Annotated in this window: 15 protein-coding genes; 8 read left to right on the forward strand and 7 right to left on the reverse strand. The window is 65.1% G+C overall.

From position 1 onward, the window contains the following. Positions 1–47: 47 nt before the first annotated feature. The gene (locus tag DEA8626_RS20950; protein ID WP_181366324.1) at positions 48–3410 is read right to left on the reverse strand and encodes a midas domain-containing protein; all 3363 of its coding nucleotides are present in this window, start codon (positions 3408–3410) and stop codon (positions 48–50) included. 140 nt (positions 3411–3550) lie between these two features. Here DEA8626_RS20950 and DEA8626_RS01280 point away from each other — a divergent pair, with 140 nt between their 5' ends. Further along, positions 3551–4216 (forward strand): thiamine diphosphokinase, encoded by a 666-nt coding sequence (locus DEA8626_RS01280; protein ID WP_108851264.1) that lies wholly within the window; start codon positions 3551–3553, stop codon positions 4214–4216. Here the strand turns inward: DEA8626_RS01280 and DEA8626_RS01285 are convergent. Beyond that, the gene (locus DEA8626_RS01285) at positions 4188–5123 is read right to left on the reverse strand and encodes a DMT family transporter (RefSeq protein ID WP_108851265.1); all 936 of its coding nucleotides are present in this window, start codon (positions 5121–5123) and stop codon (positions 4188–4190) included. The two genes, DEA8626_RS01280 and DEA8626_RS01285, sit on opposite strands and share 29 nt — an antisense overlap. Before the next feature lie 126 nt (positions 5124–5249). After that, positions 5250–6152 carry a DMT family transporter gene (locus DEA8626_RS01290; RefSeq protein WP_108853264.1) on the reverse strand — a complete coding sequence of 301 codons (903 nt, stop codon included), beginning with the start codon at positions 6150–6152 and terminating at the stop codon, positions 5250–5252. A gap of 342 nt (positions 6153–6494) precedes the next feature. On the opposite strand from DEA8626_RS01290, the gene DEA8626_RS01295 reads away from it, so the two are divergent. Beyond that, on the forward strand, positions 6495–8063 hold the full coding sequence (locus tag DEA8626_RS01295) for an ArnT family glycosyltransferase (RefSeq protein ID WP_108851266.1): 1569 nt from the start codon (positions 6495–6497) through the stop codon (positions 8061–8063). A 125-nt stretch (positions 8064–8188) separates the two neighbouring features. Here the strand turns inward: DEA8626_RS01295 and DEA8626_RS01300 are convergent, their stop codons facing one another. Next, a complete protein-coding gene (locus DEA8626_RS01300) occupies positions 8189–9565 on the reverse strand; it encodes an L-serine ammonia-lyase (RefSeq protein WP_108851267.1) in 1377 nt (458 codons plus the stop codon). A gap of 11 nt (positions 9566–9576) precedes the next feature. Continuing rightward, positions 9577–10269: a glutathione S-transferase family protein gene (locus tag DEA8626_RS01305; RefSeq protein WP_108851268.1), complete on the reverse strand. Its 693-nt coding sequence runs from the start codon at positions 10267–10269 to the stop codon at positions 9577–9579. A 229-nt stretch (positions 10270–10498) separates the two neighbouring features. On the opposite strand from DEA8626_RS01305, the gene rpiA reads away from it, so the two are divergent. From rpiA to DEA8626_RS01335, 6 genes are all read left to right on the forward strand, one after another. Further along, a complete protein-coding gene (gene rpiA, locus DEA8626_RS01310) occupies positions 10499–11269 on the forward strand; it encodes a ribose-5-phosphate isomerase RpiA (protein WP_108853265.1) in 771 nt (256 codons plus the stop codon). 18 nt (positions 11270–11287) lie between these two features. Beyond that, positions 11288–12646 (forward strand): glutathione-disulfide reductase, encoded by a 1359-nt coding sequence (gorA, locus tag DEA8626_RS01315; protein ID WP_108851269.1) that lies wholly within the window; start codon positions 11288–11290, stop codon positions 12644–12646. 68 nt (positions 12647–12714) lie between these two features. Next, positions 12715–13860: an FtsH protease activity modulator HflK gene (hflK, locus tag DEA8626_RS01320; RefSeq protein ID WP_108851270.1), complete on the forward strand. Its 1146-nt coding sequence runs from the start codon at positions 12715–12717 to the stop codon at positions 13858–13860. Then, positions 13860–14729, forward strand: coding sequence for a protease modulator HflC (gene hflC / locus DEA8626_RS01325; RefSeq protein WP_108851271.1), 870 nt, complete (start codon positions 13860–13862; stop codon positions 14727–14729). The genes hflK and hflC overlap by 1 nt, the downstream gene beginning before the upstream one ends. Further along, positions 14726–14935 (forward strand): DUF2065 family protein, encoded by a 210-nt coding sequence (locus DEA8626_RS01330; protein ID WP_245890683.1) that lies wholly within the window; start codon positions 14726–14728, stop codon positions 14933–14935. Before hflC ends, DEA8626_RS01330 begins: the two co-directional genes overlap by 4 nt. A gap of 239 nt (positions 14936–15174) precedes the next feature. After that, positions 15175–16557: a Do family serine endopeptidase gene (locus DEA8626_RS01335; RefSeq protein WP_108853267.1), complete on the forward strand. Its 1383-nt coding sequence runs from the start codon at positions 15175–15177 to the stop codon at positions 16555–16557. A gap of 62 nt (positions 16558–16619) precedes the next feature. On the opposite strand, the gene DEA8626_RS01340 is transcribed toward DEA8626_RS01335, so the two are convergent. Next, positions 16620–17213 carry a DUF6647 family protein gene (locus DEA8626_RS01340; RefSeq protein ID WP_108851272.1) on the reverse strand — a complete coding sequence of 198 codons (594 nt, stop codon included), beginning with the start codon at positions 17211–17213 and terminating at the stop codon, positions 16620–16622. 43 nt (positions 17214–17256) lie between these two features. Beyond that, positions 17257–18156 carry a DMT family transporter gene (locus DEA8626_RS01345; protein WP_108851273.1) on the reverse strand — a complete coding sequence of 300 codons (900 nt, stop codon included), beginning with the start codon at positions 18154–18156 and terminating at the stop codon, positions 17257–17259. Between the last annotated feature and the right edge of the window lie 160 nt (positions 18157–18316).

Below are 18316 nucleotides of genomic sequence, written 5' to 3' on the forward strand. Positions count from 1 at the left end.
GCCCCTGAGGACCGCTCCGTTGATACTCGTGACGTTTCGGGCGGAACTTAGCGCGACGCGCGGCGCGCCTCGCTCATGAAGCGCGAGGCATCGGTGATGCGGAACTGGCCGCGGCTGATCTTCTGAATCTTGCCCTCCCGCAGGAGCATGCCGAACGAGCGGAGACCGTCTTCGCGAGAAAACTCTTCCTGTTCAGAAGCATAGGCGATCTTATTCAGGATCTGAGGGCGCGAGAAATGCGGCTGGCCCTCGACGGTTGCGGTATAGGCAGCGGCGGCTTCAAGCAGGTCCGACAGGCCCGAGGCGCCGAGGCGCTCGGCAAATTCGGCGAAGCTGCCGGCCTCTTCGGGCGACAGAATTGGCTCGCTTGTTTCGGACTCTTCCTCGTCGCGCGCGCGGACGGGCTTGGTGGCGCTCACGCGGCGCGGTCGTACGACGGCGCCTTCCTCTGGCGCTTCGGCCGACTTGTCGATGCGCTGTTCGGAAACGAGTACGAGCGGTGCGGGGCGCTTGTCGAGCGTAGGACGCGGCGTCGACGCGCCGCTTTCGGCGGCCGGCCGGCGCGGGCGGACCGCTTTCGACAGGTCGTCGCGGTAGCGATCGATCGTCGCTGGCGCGGCTTGGCCGGTCTCCGACGGCGCTTCCCTCGACTTCAGCTTGCGGTCGGCGACGGTCGCGGCGACCGCTGCCTTCAGATGCGAGATGGCAGAGAGGCGGCGGCGGCTCTCGTCGCCTTCGAGCTTCGACTTCGCCTCTTCCATGAGCCGCTCGACCGATGCGTCTTCGTCGGCGGCGCTGCTTTCGAGAATCGCCCGGCCTTCGTGGCTGCCACGGCGCGCTTCACGTGCCATATCGTTCAGCTCGCCCAGAAGCTTCTCGTCGTCGTCGGACGCGCTGGCGCCGATGGCGGCGTCGATCCCGGCCATCAGCCGGTCTTCATCGTCGTCGCGGGCGGAGATGCCGTCGTCTTCTACCGCCTCTCCGATCTCCGCCTCGATCTCCTCGGCCTCCGCCTCGATCTCGTCGGCTTCCGCTTCGACGGCCTCGTCGAGCGCCGCCGCGATATCGCGGTCATCGTTGCCCGTCAGGTCGTCGGCGTCCGTTTCATCCGTTGGCGCCGATACGACGTCTTCGGCGACATCTTCAAAGTCGGACGCGTCCGCGATGGCGTCTTCGGCCTCCGGCAGATCGCCTTCGGCTGCCATTTCGTCGTCGCTGCGGCGAAGACGGATCACACGGGCGGCGCGCTCGAACAGGCTTCTGCGCGGGGCGGAGTCAAGCGTCGAAATCGCAAGCGACTCGTCGTCGGCGAATTCGTCCTCGCGGGCCGGCGCGTCTGCTTCGATGCGCCAGGCGCTGAGATCGAGCGCTTCGGTTACGGTTTCGTCCGCGTCGTCCTCCGCCGTCGCGGCGAGGGCGTCGTCGTGATCATGATCAGCGCCGTGATCGGCGCGGGTTTCGGCGATAAGGGCGGCGATGTCCTCTTCGGCCGTATCCTCCTCGTCCCATTCCTCTTCGGCGGTCTCTTCGGTGTCGTCGACGGCGAGAATGCGCGCGATGGCGCTTTCCTCGGTTCCGGCTTCATCATTGGCGACCGGCTCGTCTTGGGCGACGGGTTCGAACGCCTCCTCCGCTTCCCCGTCCTCGAGCGCGGCAACCTCCTCTTCGGTTCCGTCCTCGGCGACGACGTCGCCGTCTTCAACTGCCTCGTCCGTAGTGTCGAGCGCGTCGTCGCCGATAGCCTCGAGTTCGTCCTCGACCTCGATCTCGGCAACGACCTCATCATCTGCCGTGGCGGTGAACTCGGGCTCCGGCGTCTCAACCTCGGCTTCCACTTCCGCTTCTGCCTCGGCAACGATTTCGTCATCGTTGGCGGCTGAGAGTTCGTACGCCGCTTCCTCGTCCTCGACGGCAGCTGTCAGGTCTTCCGCCTCGTCGGCGAGAATCATTCCCTCGGCTTCGGCAGCTTCAACCTGGAACGTCGTATCTTCCTTCTCGAGCGCGGCAACGTCGTCTTGCGCCGCGTCCTCTGCGACGACTTCCTCATCCTCGACAGCCTCAAACTCGGGCGCCGCATCTTCGTCCTCGAATATGACGGCCGTGTCTTCCGCGGCCTCTTCGGCGGCGATTTCTTCGTCCTCGGCTACCTCGATTGCTTCGGCCTCGAGCGCGGCTTCATCGTCCTCGAACGAGACGACTGCGTCTTCCGCCGTATCTTCGGTGAGGATCTCTTCGTGCTCGACGGACCCGAACCCGGGCTCCGCGACGTCGGATCCAACTGCGCTCGCCTCGATTTCGGCGACGTCCACGGTTTCGGACGTATCGTCTTCCATCGAGCCATCGGCGACAGTTTCGCTTTCCTCGGCATCCGTCGCGTCGTCCTCGAACGCCGCGATGTCGGCTTCGGTCACGGCTTCGGCGGTGATTTCTTCCATTGCGGCGGTTTCGACCTCGTCGACCTCGTCGAAGACAGCGATGTCTTCGGCTTCCGCCTCAACATCCACCTGGACATCATCCACCTGGACATCGACAGCGGTCTCAGGCGCGGCCGCCATGTCGGCTTCCCATTCGTCGTCGAACACCTCTTCTTCGGCGACGGGCTCTGAGGCGACGTCTTCGGCGGCTTCCCACTCGGTCTCGGTCTCGGCAATGGCAGCCTGAACAGCGGCGCCCGCGTCGTCTTCTTCGGTATCGACGACGGGCTCCGCGGTGTCTTCGGCAATCGGCGGCGTTTCGTCGAGATCGAGCTCGAACCCGAAATCGCCGGCGGGCACGGTGGCGGTGCCGGTCGCGAACTCGTTCGACGGCTCTTCGTCCTCGAAGCTCAGCTCGGCCGTTTCGGCAGAGGTCTCGTCGTCCTCCGGCGCGCTGCGCGCAGCGGCGACGACGGCGCGGATGCGCATGAGCTTGGCTGCGATACCATCGGCGTCGGAATTCTCATCCAGCGCAGGTTCGGCGTCCTCGATCGCGGGCGCGACCGGCGCGACGTCCTCGGCCTGCGGCGCCTCGGGCACGGGGGCCTCGACGACCTGCGGTTCTTCTGCCGCGGCTGCCTCGTCAACCGTCTCGGACCCGGCAATTGCAGGAGCCGCGGTGAGCGCGGCGGTTTCGGTGACCGGCGCGCGCGGCTCTTCGGCCGGGGCAGCCTGGTCGGCCTCGCGCGGGCGCAGGACGATCCCGTGTTCGGAAATCTTCGCCTCGACGCGGCGCTGGATTTCGCGCTCGGCGATCCGGTGCAGCATCTCGGCATCAGGCGTTGGCGGTTCGGCGCCAAAATAGCGGTCGTCGGCGGCGAGGTCGCGGAAGTACTCCGCGATAGCCTTCATCGTCGAGAACGGCTCCTCGAAGCCCTCCAACGTGCAGGAGAACGTGCCATAGGAGACCGTTAGGATTTTGCTAGCTCCGACCATGAGACGCTCGCTTTCTGCTTTTGCCTGTCCGTGCAGGATCTGTAATAACTGGTGCGCAAGCGTGGACAAAAACAGGTAAAAAGAAGGATTTTTTCGGGCCGAGATTGTGTTCTTCTGCCTTAATTGTCATCAATCCGGCCATGAAAAAGGTCATTGTTCACTCAAAATTGCCCGTCACGCTCATTGGCGCAGGCGCGTTCTCCCAGGAATTCGTGAAGGAAGCCCTGAGGCACGCGCCCTGTCTTGTAGCAGCAGATGGTGGCGTGAATGTGGCCGTTGCGATGGGGCTGGTGCCCGAAGCGGTCATCGGCGACCTCGATTCCGCGTCGGAGGCGGCGCTCTCGGCGGTGCCGAAGGACCAAATCTGGCCGGTCAAGGAGCAAGACACCACCGATTTCGAGAAGTGCCTCGCCCGAATCAAGGCACCCGTCATCCTTGCTGTGGGCTTTGCCGGCAGCCGGCTCGACCATCTTCTGGCGGTCTTCGCGGCCCTCGCGCGATATCCCGGATGCAACTGTGTCGTCATCGGGGACGAGGACGTGATCTTCCTCGCGCCGCGCGTCCTTTCCCTTGACCTGCCGGCCGGGACTAGGGTGTCGTTGTTCCCCCTCGGGCCGGTTACAGGGCGGTCGGAGGGGTTGGAATGGCCGATCGCGGGGATCGAGTTCGCACCGGATGGACGGATCGGGACCTCGAATCGCGTGACGGGGCCGGTGACGCTGAGCTTCGACGCGGAGAAAATGCTGGTTCTTCTGCCGCGCGACTGCCTCGTCGCGGCTATCGAAGCTCTGGTGCCGGCGGATTAAGCGTGAGGCGCGCGGCCCGCGCCACCTGGCGTTCGCGGTGGATGACGTAGAGCCCGGAGGCGACAATGATCGCGATTCCCGTCCAGGTCAGGCTGTTGGGGAAATCCCCGAAGACCAGATAGCCGAGGACGGTCGCCGTTACGATTTCGAGGTAATGAAGCGGCGCGAGCGTGGCCGACGGTGCGAACTTCAGTGCGTATGTCATCGCCAGGTGCGCGACCGCCGAGGCGAGGCCGACGCAGAAGACCCAGAGCCAGAAAATCCCTTTCGGCGCCGCGAAGGTCAGCGACGCCACGTCCGCCGCGGTGCCGAGCGCGAGGAGCGGCAGGCAGAGGATGGCGGCGAGAAGCGCGGTGTGGAACTGCATCGCGACGGGATGTACCTCGCGCGAGAGACGCCGGGTCACGAGCATGTAGAGCGCGAAGGACAAGGCGGTGCCGAGCGGGAAGAAGGCGACCGGGCCGAAGGCCGCGAAGGACGGCTGGATCACGAAGAGCGAGCCGATGAAACCCACGGCGCAGGCGGCGAGCCGGCGGGGCCCGACCTGTTCGGACAGGACGAGCCGGCCGATGAGCAGGATGATGAAGGGCTCCACGAAGGCGATGGCGAGCGCATCGGCGATCGGCATCACGCGGACGGCGGCGACGAAGCAGTAGGTGGAGCTGACGAGCAGGAGCGCGCGGAGGGCCGCGAGGCGGAGCGCGCGGCGCGAGAGGTGCAGACGCAGGCCCATCACGAGGACGACGGGCAGCATGAGCGCGGCCTGAACGACGCCGCGACCAAGCACTATAACGCCGACAGGCACGGCTTGGGCGGCAAGCTTTGAGGCCACGTCGATCAACGGCGCGAAGACGCAGAAGGCGATCATCAGCGCAACGCCGAGCAGGATTCGGTCATCGAGGTCCATGCGCTTCCGCTAGCGGGAAGCGCGGAGGGCGTCCATCCCGAAAGCGACGCCCGCACCGGTTCCGAAATGGCGGCCCGTTCCGGACCATACCCTATGCCTCGCGCCCCGGACCGACGCCCGGGGCGCTCAGGCGGCGCCGAGGCGCGCGATCCGTCGTTCGCGGGCGATGACATAGAGCCCGGCCGCGATCGTAACCGCGATGCCAAGCGCGGCGAGCCCGTTCGGGAGGTGGCCGAAAATGATCAGGCCGACGATCGTCGCGAGCGGGATCTCCAGATACTGCATCGGTGCGAGCGTCGAAGTCGGCGCATGACGGAGCGCCCCGGTCATCAGGAGATGCGCGATCGTGCCGAGAAGCCCAAGTGCGAGTAGGAGCGCTGCATCCGTCCTACCCGGCAGGATCGGGTCGAGCTCTGGGATGGCCGTTCCCTCGGCAAGGGCGAGTGCAGGCACCAGGACGGCCGAGGCCGCGAGGCCCGAGACGGCCTGGAGCGTGACAGCGTCGGTGTCGCGCGCGATCTGGCGCGTGACCAGCATGAAGAACGCGAAGATCACTGCGACGAGAAGCGGCAGGAGCGCGGGCGCGCCGACTTCGGAGAAATTGGGCTGGATCACCAGAAGCGTGCCCGCGAAGCCGACCGCGCAGGCGGCGAGTCGGTGCGGGCCGACCTCCTCGTTCAGGATGAATCGACCGAGAAGGAGCATGATGAACGGCATCACGAAGGCGATGGCGACGGCGTCGGCCAGCGGCAGGTGGCGGAGCGCAAGGAACATCGCCGATATGCCCGCGATGTGAAGCGCGGTGCGCACGAGAGTCAGGCGGAACGCGCGCGCGCCCATGCGAAGCGTTCCGCCGGTGGCGAGCAGTAATGGCGTGAGCACGGCCGCCTGGATGGCGAACCGCGCGGTCACAAGCTCGAGCAGCGGAACACGCGGGCCGAGGATCTTGGCCAACGCATCGCCGAGCGGAGCGAAGAGGCAGAAACCGAGCATCATCAGGATGCCGAGAAGGGGACGGTCGGGGCGCATCCGGGCGAGATTAGGCAGCGTCCCGGCGCTCTGCAATCGGCACTTTCCGGAATGTGGCGCTGCAGGCGAATACATACGTCACTGCGCCGACCGGAGCCGAATTCCTTTCGGCAGGGGTGATTGGAGTGGAGATGCGCCGCTGCAGTTCGCAGACTTGACTTCTATCGCACGGAGTAGGGTCTCTTTGTCCTTCTCGTGCATGTCCTGGCCTGTCAATCGAGCCGACAGGCCGTCGGCATTGGCCGCCCAGAGAAGCCGCGTACGGGCCCAACTGCGGCCACATTCATCACAGAGACCGTAGTCTGAACAATGAACGATTGAACCGGTTGATTAGGAACGAGAATGTTGACGCGGCCCCGTATTCTGGCATTGCTGCCTTCCCTTCTCGTTGCGTCGCTCATCGTCGTTCTTTTTGGCCTTCGGCCGCTCGACATACTGGATCGTTTGTTTGTTCCCGATGACACGTACTACACGCTGACGATCGCTCGGTCCCTTGCGATGGGCGAGGGGCCGGTGGCGAGCCACGGGACTTTGACGTCGGGCTTTCAGCCGCTGATCGCATTTTTGATGGTGCCTGTTTTCTGGCTAGGCGCGGAGGCCGATCAGGCACTTCGAGCGGTGCTCCTGCTCAGCAGCAGCATTGGCGTTCTGGTCACCGGTATGATGGTGCTTTTTCTTCTGAGACGGACAGGTTCCGTCAGTGTGGCTGCGATGGGGGGCCTGTTTACGGCGACCTCGCCAAACCTCATCACCAATCATTTCAACGGGCTGGAAACATCGCTCGCGGGGTTTCTAACACTGCTCGCGGTCCTTCTTGCGTACGAAATACCCCGTGGGCGTCCAGCGCGAATTGCGTTGGCGACCGGGTTTGTCGTGGGTCTGGCGATCCTGGCGCGGATCGATACCATCTTTGTCGTTGTTCTGATCGGGCTATGGATACTCGCCCGGCACGGCGCGGCGGTGACGGCGATCGTTGCGGGGACGGCGTTTGTGATCGTCGCGCCATGGTGGACGTATTGCCTTGTGGAGTTCGGATCGGTCGTGCCGGAAAGCGGCGGCGCGGTGCGGCAGCTGGTGCACTACCATCAGGAGGCCGGACACCAGACGTCATTTGGGCAGGTCGCAATGGCCGTGATCGCATTGGGGACGCTCGGCTACGGGGCGAGTGCTTCGGGACTGGTCGGCTCCTTTACAGGCATAGTGTTCGCCAAGTTCGCGGCGATCTATTCCGCCTTGCGAAACTGGCGAAGCGGTCCCGAAGCGCTGCTTGCTCTCGCTTCGCTGACGTTGCTCGCCTTCTACGTCTGTTATCTCCCCGCCCTCTGGTTCTTCGAACGCTATCTGTATCCCGTCTTTCTCAGCGCGATCGTGTGCGGCGCGGTGGGGATCTGGAAAATCGCGAGCCGCGGCGGCGATGCAGGAATCGCGATGTCCGGACTGATCGGCGCCGGCCTCGTTGCCACGAATCTCTTCGTTCTGCTTCCGTATCTGTCTTCGCCTGACGGTCGGCTCGAACGTCGCATCGATGGGCCCAAAGGCTACCGCGAGGTCGCAATCGCGGTGCTTCAGCAGCTGCCGGACGCCGCTGTCGTAGGTTCGATGCAGACCGGAGCATTGGCATTCTACGCCGATCGGGACATTCGCGTCGTCAATCTTGACGGAGTCGTCAACGGTGAGGCGAAAGACGCCATGGGCCGGGGCGAACTTGGCGACTACTTGTTGCGGAGATCGGTTGCCTACTTCGCTGACTGGGAACGTGGTCTCAGCAAGCTGCGGTATTTCGCGGCGGACGGAGACGCATCGCTGGATTTTCGGCCCATCTCGACATTTCCGATGTCATTGGACGATCCTTTCATTCTTTACGATGTCGATGAACGGTCGGAAATGCGATCCCTGCCACACGGAGCGTAGACGCGAAATTTTGACACGAAGGTCTTGGACTGCCGAATTTCCTTGCTGCGAAGCTTCAAGAAGCGCAGAGCTGCCAGCCGCAAGCCCCTATTTCAGCAGTACGCTGTCTGACGAACAATCGGGATCTAGCAATTCGGGACGTTGACCGCGAGACCGCCGAGCGAAGTTTCCTTGTATTTCTCGTGCATGTCGTGGCCGGTCTGCCGCATCGTCTCGATCGCCGAATCCAGTGGCACGAAGTGTTTGCCATCGCCCCTGAGCGCCAGCGACGCAGCAGAGACCGCCTTGATCGCGCCGAGGCCGTTCCGCTCAATGCACGGTACCTGAACCAGCCCCTTCACCGGATCGCAGGTCATGCCGAGATGGTGCTCGAGCGCGATCTCGGCCGCGTTCTCCACCTGTGCGGGGCTACCACCCATCACCGCGCAGAGGCCGGCGGCGGCCATCGCCGCGGCGGAGCCGACCTCGGCCTGGCAGCCGCATTCGGCACCGGAAATGGACGCGTTGTGCTTGCAAAGGCCGCCGATGGCAGACGCGGTCAGGAGGAAGTCGCCGATCTTCGAGGCGCTCGCTCCGGGCACATGGTCGAGCCAGTAGCGGATCACGGCGGGCAACACGCCCGCTGCCCCGTTCGTGGGCGCGGTCACGACCTGGCCACCGGCGGCGTTTTCCTCGTTCACCGCCATGGCGTAGACGCTCATCCAGTCGTTGATCACATGGGGCGCGGTGATGTTCAGCCCGCGCTCGGCTTTCAGCGCCTCGTGGATGCCCTTGGCGCGGCGGCGGACCTTCAGCCCACCGGGAAGGATGCCGTCGGTGGCGAGCCCGCGTTCGATGCAGTCGTTCATCACCTGCCAGAGGCGCGCCATGCCGTCGTCGAGCTCCTTCGCGGAGCGGAAGTGCAGCTCGTTCGCGCGCTTGATCTCGGCGATGGAATTGCCCGAAGCGGCGGCCATCTCGAGCATTTCGGCCGCGGTCTGGAACGGGTAGGGACAGCCCGAGGGTTTCGCGCCGGCCTTGCCCGCTTCGGCAAGCTCGGCCTCAGTCAGCACGAAGCCGCCGCCGATGGAGTAGTAGGTCTCTTGGAGGATCACGTCGTCCTGGGCGTCCGTTGCCATGAGGATCATGGCGTTCGCATGGCCGGGAAGCGGGTGGTCGTAGTCGAAGACCAGGTCCGTCGCGGGCACGAATTTCAGCGTCGGAAGGCCCGGCGGCGAGACGGTGCCCGTTTCGGCGATGGTGGCCAGCGTGGCCTCGGCCTTTTCGTTGTCGTAGCTGTCGGGCAGGAAGCCAGCCAGGCCGAGAATCGTCGCGCGGTCGGTCGCGTGGCCCTTGCCTGTGAAGGCGAGCGAGCCGTGAAGCGAGGCCTTCAGCCCATGCGCGTTGAATGGTGAGGCCCGCAGCGCGTCGAGGAAGCGCGCACCCGCCACCATCGGTCCCATCGTGTGCGACGAGGATGGGCCGACGCCCACTTTGAACATGTCGAATACGGATAGGAACATGCCGTGGCCTTTCAGGTCGCGCTGCCCTCGGGCGGGCAGGCATGGGAGGGTTTCGTAAATATCGTTGCGCCGAGGCCCTCCGCAAGGGTGGCCTTGCGGGCCGAAGGCCGGCGCTCCATCGCGGCGGCCACTGCGCGCAGCGCGGGGTAGGCGGCGAGGTCGAACCAGTCGGTTCCGCCCTTGGGATAAAGCGCGAGCCAGCGCAGGAGGCAGGAGACATAGAGCGTCATGGCGGACGACGAGTCCGGACTGAACCATGTCGGGCGGGTCTGCGCCATCTCGTCGAGAATGGTCAGGTGCCGCGCGATGCGACCGCGCGTCGCGGCGTCGAAGGCAGGGATTGCCTCGGGTGCGCCGGCGAAACGGTCGGCGTAGAAATGCATGCGGATGTCGGCGTGAAACGTGTTCGAGGTGAAGAACAGCCACTTGAGGAACGCCACCCGTTCGGATGAGCCGGGCTGGGGGGCGAGCGCGCCGTGACGTTCGGACAGCCAGAGGAGGATCGCTCCGGTTTCGAAGATCGCGCCGTCCGGCGTCTCGAGCGCGGGAATGAGTCCATTCGGATGAAGGCGGCAGTACTCGGCGCTGTCCTGCTGCCGGGTGCGGCGATCGACGAGCCGGGTCTCGTAGGGCTGGTCGAGTTCCTCGAGCGCGAGCCGCACGATCAGCGAGGAATTGTCTGGGGCGTAGTGCAGGACGTACATCGGCGGCGCTCCGGGTTACGGGCCCTTATGCGCCGCTGCGGCCCGGGCGGCGAGACGGAAAGCGACGTTTTGCGGAGAAATCCGCGCGGGCTCAGGCGATGCGATACTGCAATGGTTTGCGGTCGGTGCGCGAAACACCGGAAGGCCGAAGATCGTGGCGCACGATTTGCCCCTCGCGCCCCGGCGGCTTCTTCCCTATAACCGGGGCGCCATCGCTACGGAGTATCAGATGTCCGCCGATCTATCGCCTTCCGACAATGCCAAACTCGCCGCCGCGAAACGCGCGGTGGAGTTCATCGAGGCGGGCATGCGTGTTGGACTCGGGACCGGGTCGACGGCGTTCTGGATGGTCAAATGCCTCGGCGAGCGCGTGCGCGAGGAAGGGCTGAACATCGTAGGCGTGCCGACATCGTCGCGGACCGCCGCCCAGGCGCGCGAGGAGGGGATCGAGATCGTGACGCTGGACGAGGCGCGCTGGCTCGACCTGACAATTGACGGGGCGGACGAGTTCGATCCCGAGATGAACCTAATCAAGGGTGGAGGCGGCGCCCATCTTCAGGAAAAGATTGTGGCCACGGCGTCGGACCGGATGATCGTGATCGCGGATCCGTCGAAAGCGGTCGACCATCTCGGCACCTTCCCGCTGCCGGTCGAAGTCATTCCTTTCGGGCGCGAGGCGACAAGGGCGCTGATCGAGCGGTCATTGCGAGAGCAGGACGTCTGGGCACGCGACGTCACGCTCAGGATGAGTGGCGACGCGCCCTTTGTGACGGACGAGGGCAACCACATATTCGACCTGAGCCTGCGGCGGATCGGCGATCCGCGAGAGCTGTCGCTGATGCTGAACCAGGTGCCGGGCGTGGTCGAAAACGGTCTTTTCATCGATATCTGCGACTGCGTCATCATCGGCCATGGCGACGGCCGGGCCGAGACGCGCGAGCGTGGGCCGCGCGTCTTACACGCCGAGGCCGACAACGTGTTCGCCGATCTCGGCGATTGAAGCGCCGGGGAGGGCGGCATGGCCTTCGACTACGATCTTTTCGTCATCGGCGGCGGGTCGGGCGGCGTGCGCGCCGCGCGGGTTGCGTCGGGCGAATACGGTGCGAAGGTCGCGCTGGCCGAGGAATACCGGATGGGTGGAACCTGCGTGATCCGGGGCTGCGTGCCGAAGAAGCTGATGGTCTTCGCCTCCGCTTACGCGCCCGCAATCGAGGATGCGCGCGCCTATGGCTGGCGGGTCGAGGCTGGAACGTTCGACTGGCCGGCGTTCCGCGCGAAGCTCGACGCCGAGCTTGACCGGCTGGAGGGCGTCTACCGCGCGGGCCTCGCGGATGCGGGCGTCACGGTCCACGATTGCCGGGCCACGGTCGAGGACGCGCATACCGTTCGGCTCGCGTCCGGCGAGACGGTTACGGCGAAGCATCTCCTGATCGCCACGGGCGGGCGGCCGTCCCTGCCGGAGATGGCGGAGAAGGCGGGCGCGCTGACGTCGAACGATCTCTTCAAGCTTGAGACGCTGCCGAAGTCGATGCTGATCGTCGGCGGCGGCTTCATCGCCTGCGAATTCGCCTGCATCCTGAACGGGATGGGCGTGGAGGTCACGCAGTTCTACCGGGGAGAGCAGATCCTGCGCGGCTTCGACGGCGAGGCCCGCGGTCATATCGCCGAGCACATGCGCGACAATGGGATCAACCTGCATGTCGGAACGGACGTGATCGAGATGAAGGCCGTCGACGGCGGCACTTGGGTGAAGTCCACCGACGGGCGCGAGGCGGTCTACGAGAAAGTCGTCTACGCGACCGGGCGGGTGCCGAACACAGACGGGCTCGGCCTCGAAGGAACCGGCGTGAAGCTTGGCCGCAAGGGCGAGGTCGAGGTCGACGAATGGTCGAAGACCGCCGTGCCATCGATCTACGCCGTGGGCGACGTGACCAGCCGGATCAACCTGACGCCGGTCGCGATCCGCGAGGGGCACGCCTTCGCCGACACGATCTTCGGCGCCAGACCCACGAAGCCCGACCACGACCTCGTGCCGAGCGCGGTCTTCACGCAGCCGGAATTCGGCACGGTAGGCATGACCGAGGAAGCGGCGCGCGACGAGCGTCCGATCGAGGTCTACGCGACTTCGTTCCGGCCGATGCAGACTGCCTTTGTCGGGCGGCCCGACCGGGTAATGATGAAGCTGATCGTCTGCGCCAAGACGCGCAAGGTTCTGGGCTGCCATATCGTCGCGCCGAATGCCGGCGAAATGATCCAGCTCGCCGGCATCGCCATCAAGATGGGCGCGACGAAAGAGGACTTCGATCGCACCGTGGCGGTTCACCCGGTGATGGCCGAGGAACTCGTGACGCTGCGCAAGCCGGTGAGGACGGGTTGATATTCGTGTGATAAAGACCAGTTGGAAAGTGAGATTGAGATGACGCACAACAAAAGGATAACGAGCTGATGGCTGGAAGCGGAGGCCCTTGGGGCGGCGGTGGATCCGGCGGCGGAGACGACGACGACCGGCCGGGTGGCCGTGGCGGCCGGCGGCCGGGCGAAGGCCCGCAAATCCCCGAGATCGAGGACATCGTCAGGAAAGGCACCGAGCAACTCAAGGTGCTGATGGGCGGCCGCGGCGGCGGTCGCGGCACCGGAAGCGGCGGCGGCCGACCAACCGGGCCGATCTTTTCCCGTGGAACGCTCGGGATCGCTGCGCTGGCGGCCATCGGCCTTTGGGCCTTCGCGTCGTTCTACACGGTCAAGCCCGAGGAACAGTCGGTGGAGCTTTTCCTCGGCAAGTTCTCCTCGATCGGTCAGTCAGGTCTGAATTTCGCGCCCTGGCCCGTCGTGACGGCCAATGTAATCCCGGTAACGCCGGAACGGACCGAGGATATCGGCGTCGGTCGCGGCGGTACGGGTGACACGGGGCTGATGCTGACGGGCGACGAGAACATCGTCGACATCGACTTTCAGGTCGTCTGGAACATCTCCGACCCTACGAACTATCTCTTCAACCTTCGCGACCCTGAGTTGACGATCAACGCCGTGGCCGAGGCTTCGATGCGTGAGATCATCGCGCAGTCGCAGTTGGCACCCATCCTCAACCGCGACCGCGGCATCATCGCCGAGCGGCTGAAGGAGCTGATCCAGAGCACGCTCGACAGCTACGAGTCCGGGCTGAACATCGTGCGCGTGAACTTTGACCGCGCCGACCCGCCGCGCGAAGTGATCGACGCGTTCAAAAACGTGCAGTCGGCCGAACAGCAGCGCGACCGCTTGCAGAAGGAGGCGGACGCCTATGCCAACACGGTCCTTGCGGGCGCCCGAGGACAGGCGGCGCAGCTTCTCGAAGAAGCCGAAGGTTACCGGGCCCAGGTGGTGAACCAGGCCGAGGGTGAGGCCAGCCGCTTTTCGGCGGTGCTCGAGGAATATCGAAAGGCGCCTAAGGTGACGCGCAAGCGCCTGTATCTCGAAACGCTCGAAGAGGTGCTTGGCCGCGTCGACAAGGTGATCATAGACGAATCGCAGGGCGGGCAGGGCGTCGTGCCCTACTTGCCGTTGAACGAATTGGGCCGGAAGCCCGCACAGACGACGGGGGAGTCGAACTGATGAACCGCGCAACGCTTCTTCTGCCCATTCTCGTGCTCGCGATCGCGGGCGCCCTGTCGGCGATCTTCATCGTCGATGAGCGGGAAAAGGCGCTTGTTCTCCAATTCGGCCAGATCAAGGCCGTGCGGGAGGATCCCGGCCTGTACTTCAAGCTGCCGATCATTCAAGAGGTGGTCCGCTACGACGATCGCATCCTTGGGCTCGACGTCGACCCCTTGGAGATCACGCCGTTGGACGATCGCCGGCTGGTGGTTGACGCCTTCGCACGCTACCGGATCGTTGATGTGCGGCAGTTCCGGCAGGCGGTAGGCGCCTCGGGCATCTCGTTGGCCGAAAATCGGATCGATACGATCATGCGCGCACAAACGCGTGAGGTCCTCGGTTCGGTCACGTCGTCGGAAATCCTCTCGGCCGACCGGGCGGGACTGGCGGCGCGGATCCGCGACGCGTCGCGCAACGAGGCGAATTCGCTCGGCGTTGAGGTCATCGACGTCCGGTTGAAGCGCACCGACCTGCCCGAGCAGAACCTCGACGCGACCTTCGCGCGGATGCGGGCCGAGCGGGAACGCGAGGCCGCAGACGAGGTCGCGCGTGGTAACGAGGCGGCGCAGCGCGTGCGCGCGCAAGCCGACCGGACCAAGGTGGAACTCGTCTCCGACGCGCAACGTCAGGCGGAGATCATCCGCGGTGAAGCCGATGCACGCCGCAATTCGATCTTCGCGCAAGCCTACGGCGCGGACCCGGAGTTCTTCGACTTCTACCGCTCGCTCGCAGCCTACAGGCAGTCGCTTCTGGCTGGAAACTCGACGATGATCATGGCGCCGGACAGTGAGTTCTTCGACTATCTCAAGTCGACCGACGTGGAATGACACTCGGGCCGATCACGCTCATCGTTCTCGCGATCGGGCTTGTCCTGACGGTGGAGGGGTTGGTGCTTGCGCTGGCCCCTTCGCGCATTGATGAGCTTCTCGACCTCATCCGCAAGATGTCAGTCGAGATGCGGCGCAATCTCGGGATCGGCGGTGTTGCGCTCGGCCTCGCGCTCATTTGGCTTGCGGCCGTGTTGCAGGGTTGAGACAATTGCCGCGATGACAGGCGAGGCGATCACATCCAGTTGAGTCCTTGCGACAGGGTTTGACTTGAACGAGTGGCTACCTACCTCAATGATGCGCGTATCGACTCCGCGACGTCGAGGCGCAGCTCGCCGCGACAAGAATTAGGGAGATTGGAGTGAAACCTCAGGTGACGACTTATCAACTGGTCCGGCCGTGGAACGGCAGTATCGCCGGACTGATTACCGCGATCCTCGTGGCGATGGCCTTGGCCTTTGCGCAGGCGGTTCCAGCGAATGCGCGCGTGGCGCCTGACAGCTTCGCCGATCTGGCCGACCGGATCAGTCCGTCGGTCGTGAACATCACGACGACGACCACGATTGCCGCGCCGACCGAAGGTGGACCGATCGTGCCCGAAGGCTCACCGTTCGAGGATTTCTTCCGCGAGTTCGGCAATCCCAACGCCCCTCGCGGGCCGCGCCGGTCGAACGCACTCGGTTCGGGTTTCGTGATCTCCGAGGATGGCTACATCGTGACCAACAATCACGTCATCGACGGCGCCGACGAGGTCACGATCGAGTTCTTCTCGGGCAAGACCCTCGTTGCCGACGTTGTCGGCACCGACCCCAAGACCGACATTGCGCTTCTCAAGGTCGAAAGCCCCGAGCCGCTGCCCTACGTAAGCTTTGGAGACTCGGATCTGGCCCGCGTCGGCGATTGGGTGATGGCGATGGGCAACCCGCTCGGCCAGGGGTTCTCAGTCTCCGCCGGTATCGTCTCGGCCCGCAACCGCGAGCTTTCGGGGACCTACGACGACTTCATCCAGACCGACGCCGCGATCAACCGTGGCAATTCGGGCGGGCCACTCTTCAACATGGACGGCGAGGTAATCGGCGTGAACACCGCGATATTATCGCCCAATGGCGGCTCGATCGGGATCGGCTTCTCGATGGCGTCGAACGTCGTCTCGAAGGTCGTGGACCAGCTTCGCGAATTCGGCGAGACACGGCGTGGCTGGCTCGGCGTGCGAATCCAGGACGTGACCCCCGACGTGGCCGAGGCAATGGGGCTCGAAGCCGCCAAGGGCGCGCTCGTCACCGACGTGCCGGAAGGGCCGGCACAGGATGGCGGCGTTCTGGCCGGCGACGTTATCACCACCTTCGACGGCGTTGAAATCGACGACACCCGCGACCTCGTTCGCCGTGTCGCGGATGCCGATGTCGGCGCAGCGGTCCGCATCGTCGTCCTGCGCGACGGAGAGAGCAAGACGCTCCTCATCACGCTGGGCCGCCGCGAAGTCGCCGAAGGCGAGGCCATTCCTGCGACGGTCCAATCCGATGAGCCGGTCGAAAAGGACATGCTCGGCATGACGCTCGGCGTGCTATCCGAGGAACAGCGCGAGCAAATGAACCTCGACGCAGGCACCGACGGTCTGGTGATCACCGATATCGACCAGACGAGCGAGGCCTACGGTAAGGGACTGCGCGCCGGTGACGTGATCACTGAGGCCGGACAGCAGAAGGTCGCCAGCATCGCCGATTTCGAGGCGCGCATCGACGAGGCCAAGGAAGCAGGCCGCAAGTCGCTCCTCCTCCTAATCCGCCGGGACGGCGATCCGCGCTTCGTCGCCCTGTCGGTCGAATAGACGCGTCGTTTCGGGCAAGAATGAAGGCGCCCTTTGGGGCGCCTTTCTTTCATCGAGCGACCTCACGGATGGGGCCGTGCGCGGCAGCGCGACCGAAGGTGGATCCAGATCCAGTTGAAATCCGCCGGTATCCCACGTTCGGCGAGCCACGCTTCCTGAAGCTTGTAGGCCTCCCACTCCGCCCTCGCGGGGCACGGCCACGGACGGTTCGAGTACTGCACGTCGTGCGCAATCTCGTGCAGGAGCCGCGCGACGTCGAGAGGATCGCCGCTGTACCACGGCAGGACCAGATAGATGTGCCGACCGGGCAGGTCATAGGCTCCGCGCAGGTCGTCTGCAACCATGACCGAACGGCCTTCGTAAACTATGACCTCCCCCACGTTGCTGAACGAGAGGCGCGGGGGATCGGCGCGCGCGGCGGCAATATTGTAATCGGTGTTCTTGCCGATCCAGATGATGAGCGAATCGACGAGTTCCGGATCGGGCAAATCCGGATTGTGGCCCGAATGCGCGGCGTTTCCGGGCCGCCGGCTCGTGTCATCTGCGGCGATCTCAACCCGGGCAAGCGCTGGCAGCGCCGCGTGGAGCGCCACAATCAGTGCCACCGCGAACTGGGCTGCGAGCCAATGCCGCGTCAGTCCTTTCGGGCGATGCATGAACTAGTATCGCCCGAGAGGTCGCGGCCGTCTTTGACCAGCGTCAATCGGGTTTGGCGGCATTCGGTGCGCGGGCCTCGCGCGCGGCGAAACGGATATAGACCGCGAGGCTGCCAACTACGACCGCACCGCCCGCGATCTCGCGCAGGCTCATCGCCTCGCCCGCACCGACCCAGACCCAGGCGGGGCCGAACACCGTCTCGAGCAGAAGGATCAAACTGACCGTCGTCGCCGGGGCCTTGCGCGTTGCGTGGCTTATCGCGAGAAAGGAGACTGGCAGTATCAGCGCACCCGTCACCGCGATCGCGGCCGGATTGCCGGACAGAAGCGCGCCAGGCGAGGCGAGCGCCAGCCCGGCGAGCCCTGCGAGGCAGGAGCCCGTCCCGATCGCCGGCAGAATTGGTAGCGTGACGGTCTTTCGGATCAGGACGAAGCTCAGCGCAAGCGCCGCGGCGACGCCAAGCCCGGCGAGTGCCCCGAGAAAAGCGCCCTGCATGCTGCCCGGCTCTGCGCCACCGGACACCGCGAGAGCGATGCCGGAGAGCACCGCCGCAGTCGCAGCCCATGTCGCTGCACTGGCTACCTCGCCCATCAGCGCGCGCGAGAAGATTGCCGCGAAAACCGGAACCGTGGCGACACCGAACAGCACGACGGAGACCGGCGCCACCCAGACCCCGAGGCTGAACAGCGTCGCATTGAGCGCGTGGCAGGTGATCACGCCCAGCCCAGCCGGAGCGCAGAGCGCCCGGGCTGTTCCCCGCCACGCACCGCCGCCCGCGCGAACGAGCCACAGGCCGATCAGGAGCGGCCCCATCAGAAGCCCGCGCCAGGCGAGCATCGCGAATCCCTCCATCTCCGACCAGCGCATGAACAGCGTATCGGGTGTCAGCACGAGCGTGCCGAAGATCGCGAGGGCGGCGCCTTGAAGCGGGCGGGTTGGCATGCGCGGAGGCCTTGTTCGGACGAACCCGACTATTTCTAGAGCTTCTTTGCCCAACCGCAACCTGAGGGGTGCAAGCCGCCGTTCCCGGCGCATTCGGCGTTGCGCGGGCAAAGCGCGCCTCTGGCAAAGGCAAAGCATTTCCCCTATGTCGGCGAGTGCG

Origin of the sequence: Defluviimonas aquaemixtae (assembly GCF_900302475.1) — a bacterium.
Lineage (GTDB): Bacteria > Pseudomonadota > Alphaproteobacteria > Rhodobacterales > Rhodobacteraceae > Albidovulum > Albidovulum aquaemixtae.

Coding starts and splice junctions, on each gene's coding strand:
- DEA8626_RS20950 (WP_181366324.1), bottom strand. CDS start 3,410: ATGGTCGGAGCTAGCAAAATCCTAACGGTCTCCTATGGCACGTTCTCC.
- DEA8626_RS01280 (WP_108851264.1), top strand. CDS start 3,551: ATGAAAAAGGTCATTGTTCACTCAAAATTGCCCGTCACGCTCATTGGC.
- DEA8626_RS01285 (WP_108851265.1), bottom strand. CDS start 5,123: ATGGACCTCGATGACCGAATCCTGCTCGGCGTTGCGCTGATGATCGCC.
- DEA8626_RS01290 (WP_108853264.1), bottom strand. CDS start 6,152: ATGCGCCCCGACCGTCCCCTTCTCGGCATCCTGATGATGCTCGGTTTC.
- DEA8626_RS01295 (WP_108851266.1), top strand. CDS start 6,495: ATGTTGACGCGGCCCCGTATTCTGGCATTGCTGCCTTCCCTTCTCGTT.
- DEA8626_RS01300 (WP_108851267.1), bottom strand. CDS start 9,565: ATGTTCCTATCCGTATTCGACATGTTCAAAGTGGGCGTCGGCCCATCC.
- DEA8626_RS01305 (WP_108851268.1), bottom strand. CDS start 10,269: ATGTACGTCCTGCACTACGCCCCAGACAATTCCTCGCTGATCGTGCGG.
- rpiA (WP_108853265.1), top strand. CDS start 10,499: ATGTCCGCCGATCTATCGCCTTCCGACAATGCCAAACTCGCCGCCGCG.
- gorA (WP_108851269.1), top strand. CDS start 11,288: ATGGCCTTCGACTACGATCTTTTCGTCATCGGCGGCGGGTCGGGCGGC.
- hflK (WP_108851270.1), top strand. CDS start 12,715: ATGGCTGGAAGCGGAGGCCCTTGGGGCGGCGGTGGATCCGGCGGCGGA.
- hflC (WP_108851271.1), top strand. CDS start 13,860: ATGAACCGCGCAACGCTTCTTCTGCCCATTCTCGTGCTCGCGATCGCG.
- DEA8626_RS01330 (WP_245890683.1), top strand. CDS start 14,726: ATGACACTCGGGCCGATCACGCTCATCGTTCTCGCGATCGGGCTTGTC.
- DEA8626_RS01335 (WP_108853267.1), top strand. CDS start 15,175: ATGGCCTTGGCCTTTGCGCAGGCGGTTCCAGCGAATGCGCGCGTGGCG.
- DEA8626_RS01340 (WP_108851272.1), bottom strand. CDS start 17,213: ATGCATCGCCCGAAAGGACTGACGCGGCATTGGCTCGCAGCCCAGTTC.
- DEA8626_RS01345 (WP_108851273.1), bottom strand. CDS start 18,156: ATGCCAACCCGCCCGCTTCAAGGCGCCGCCCTCGCGATCTTCGGCACG.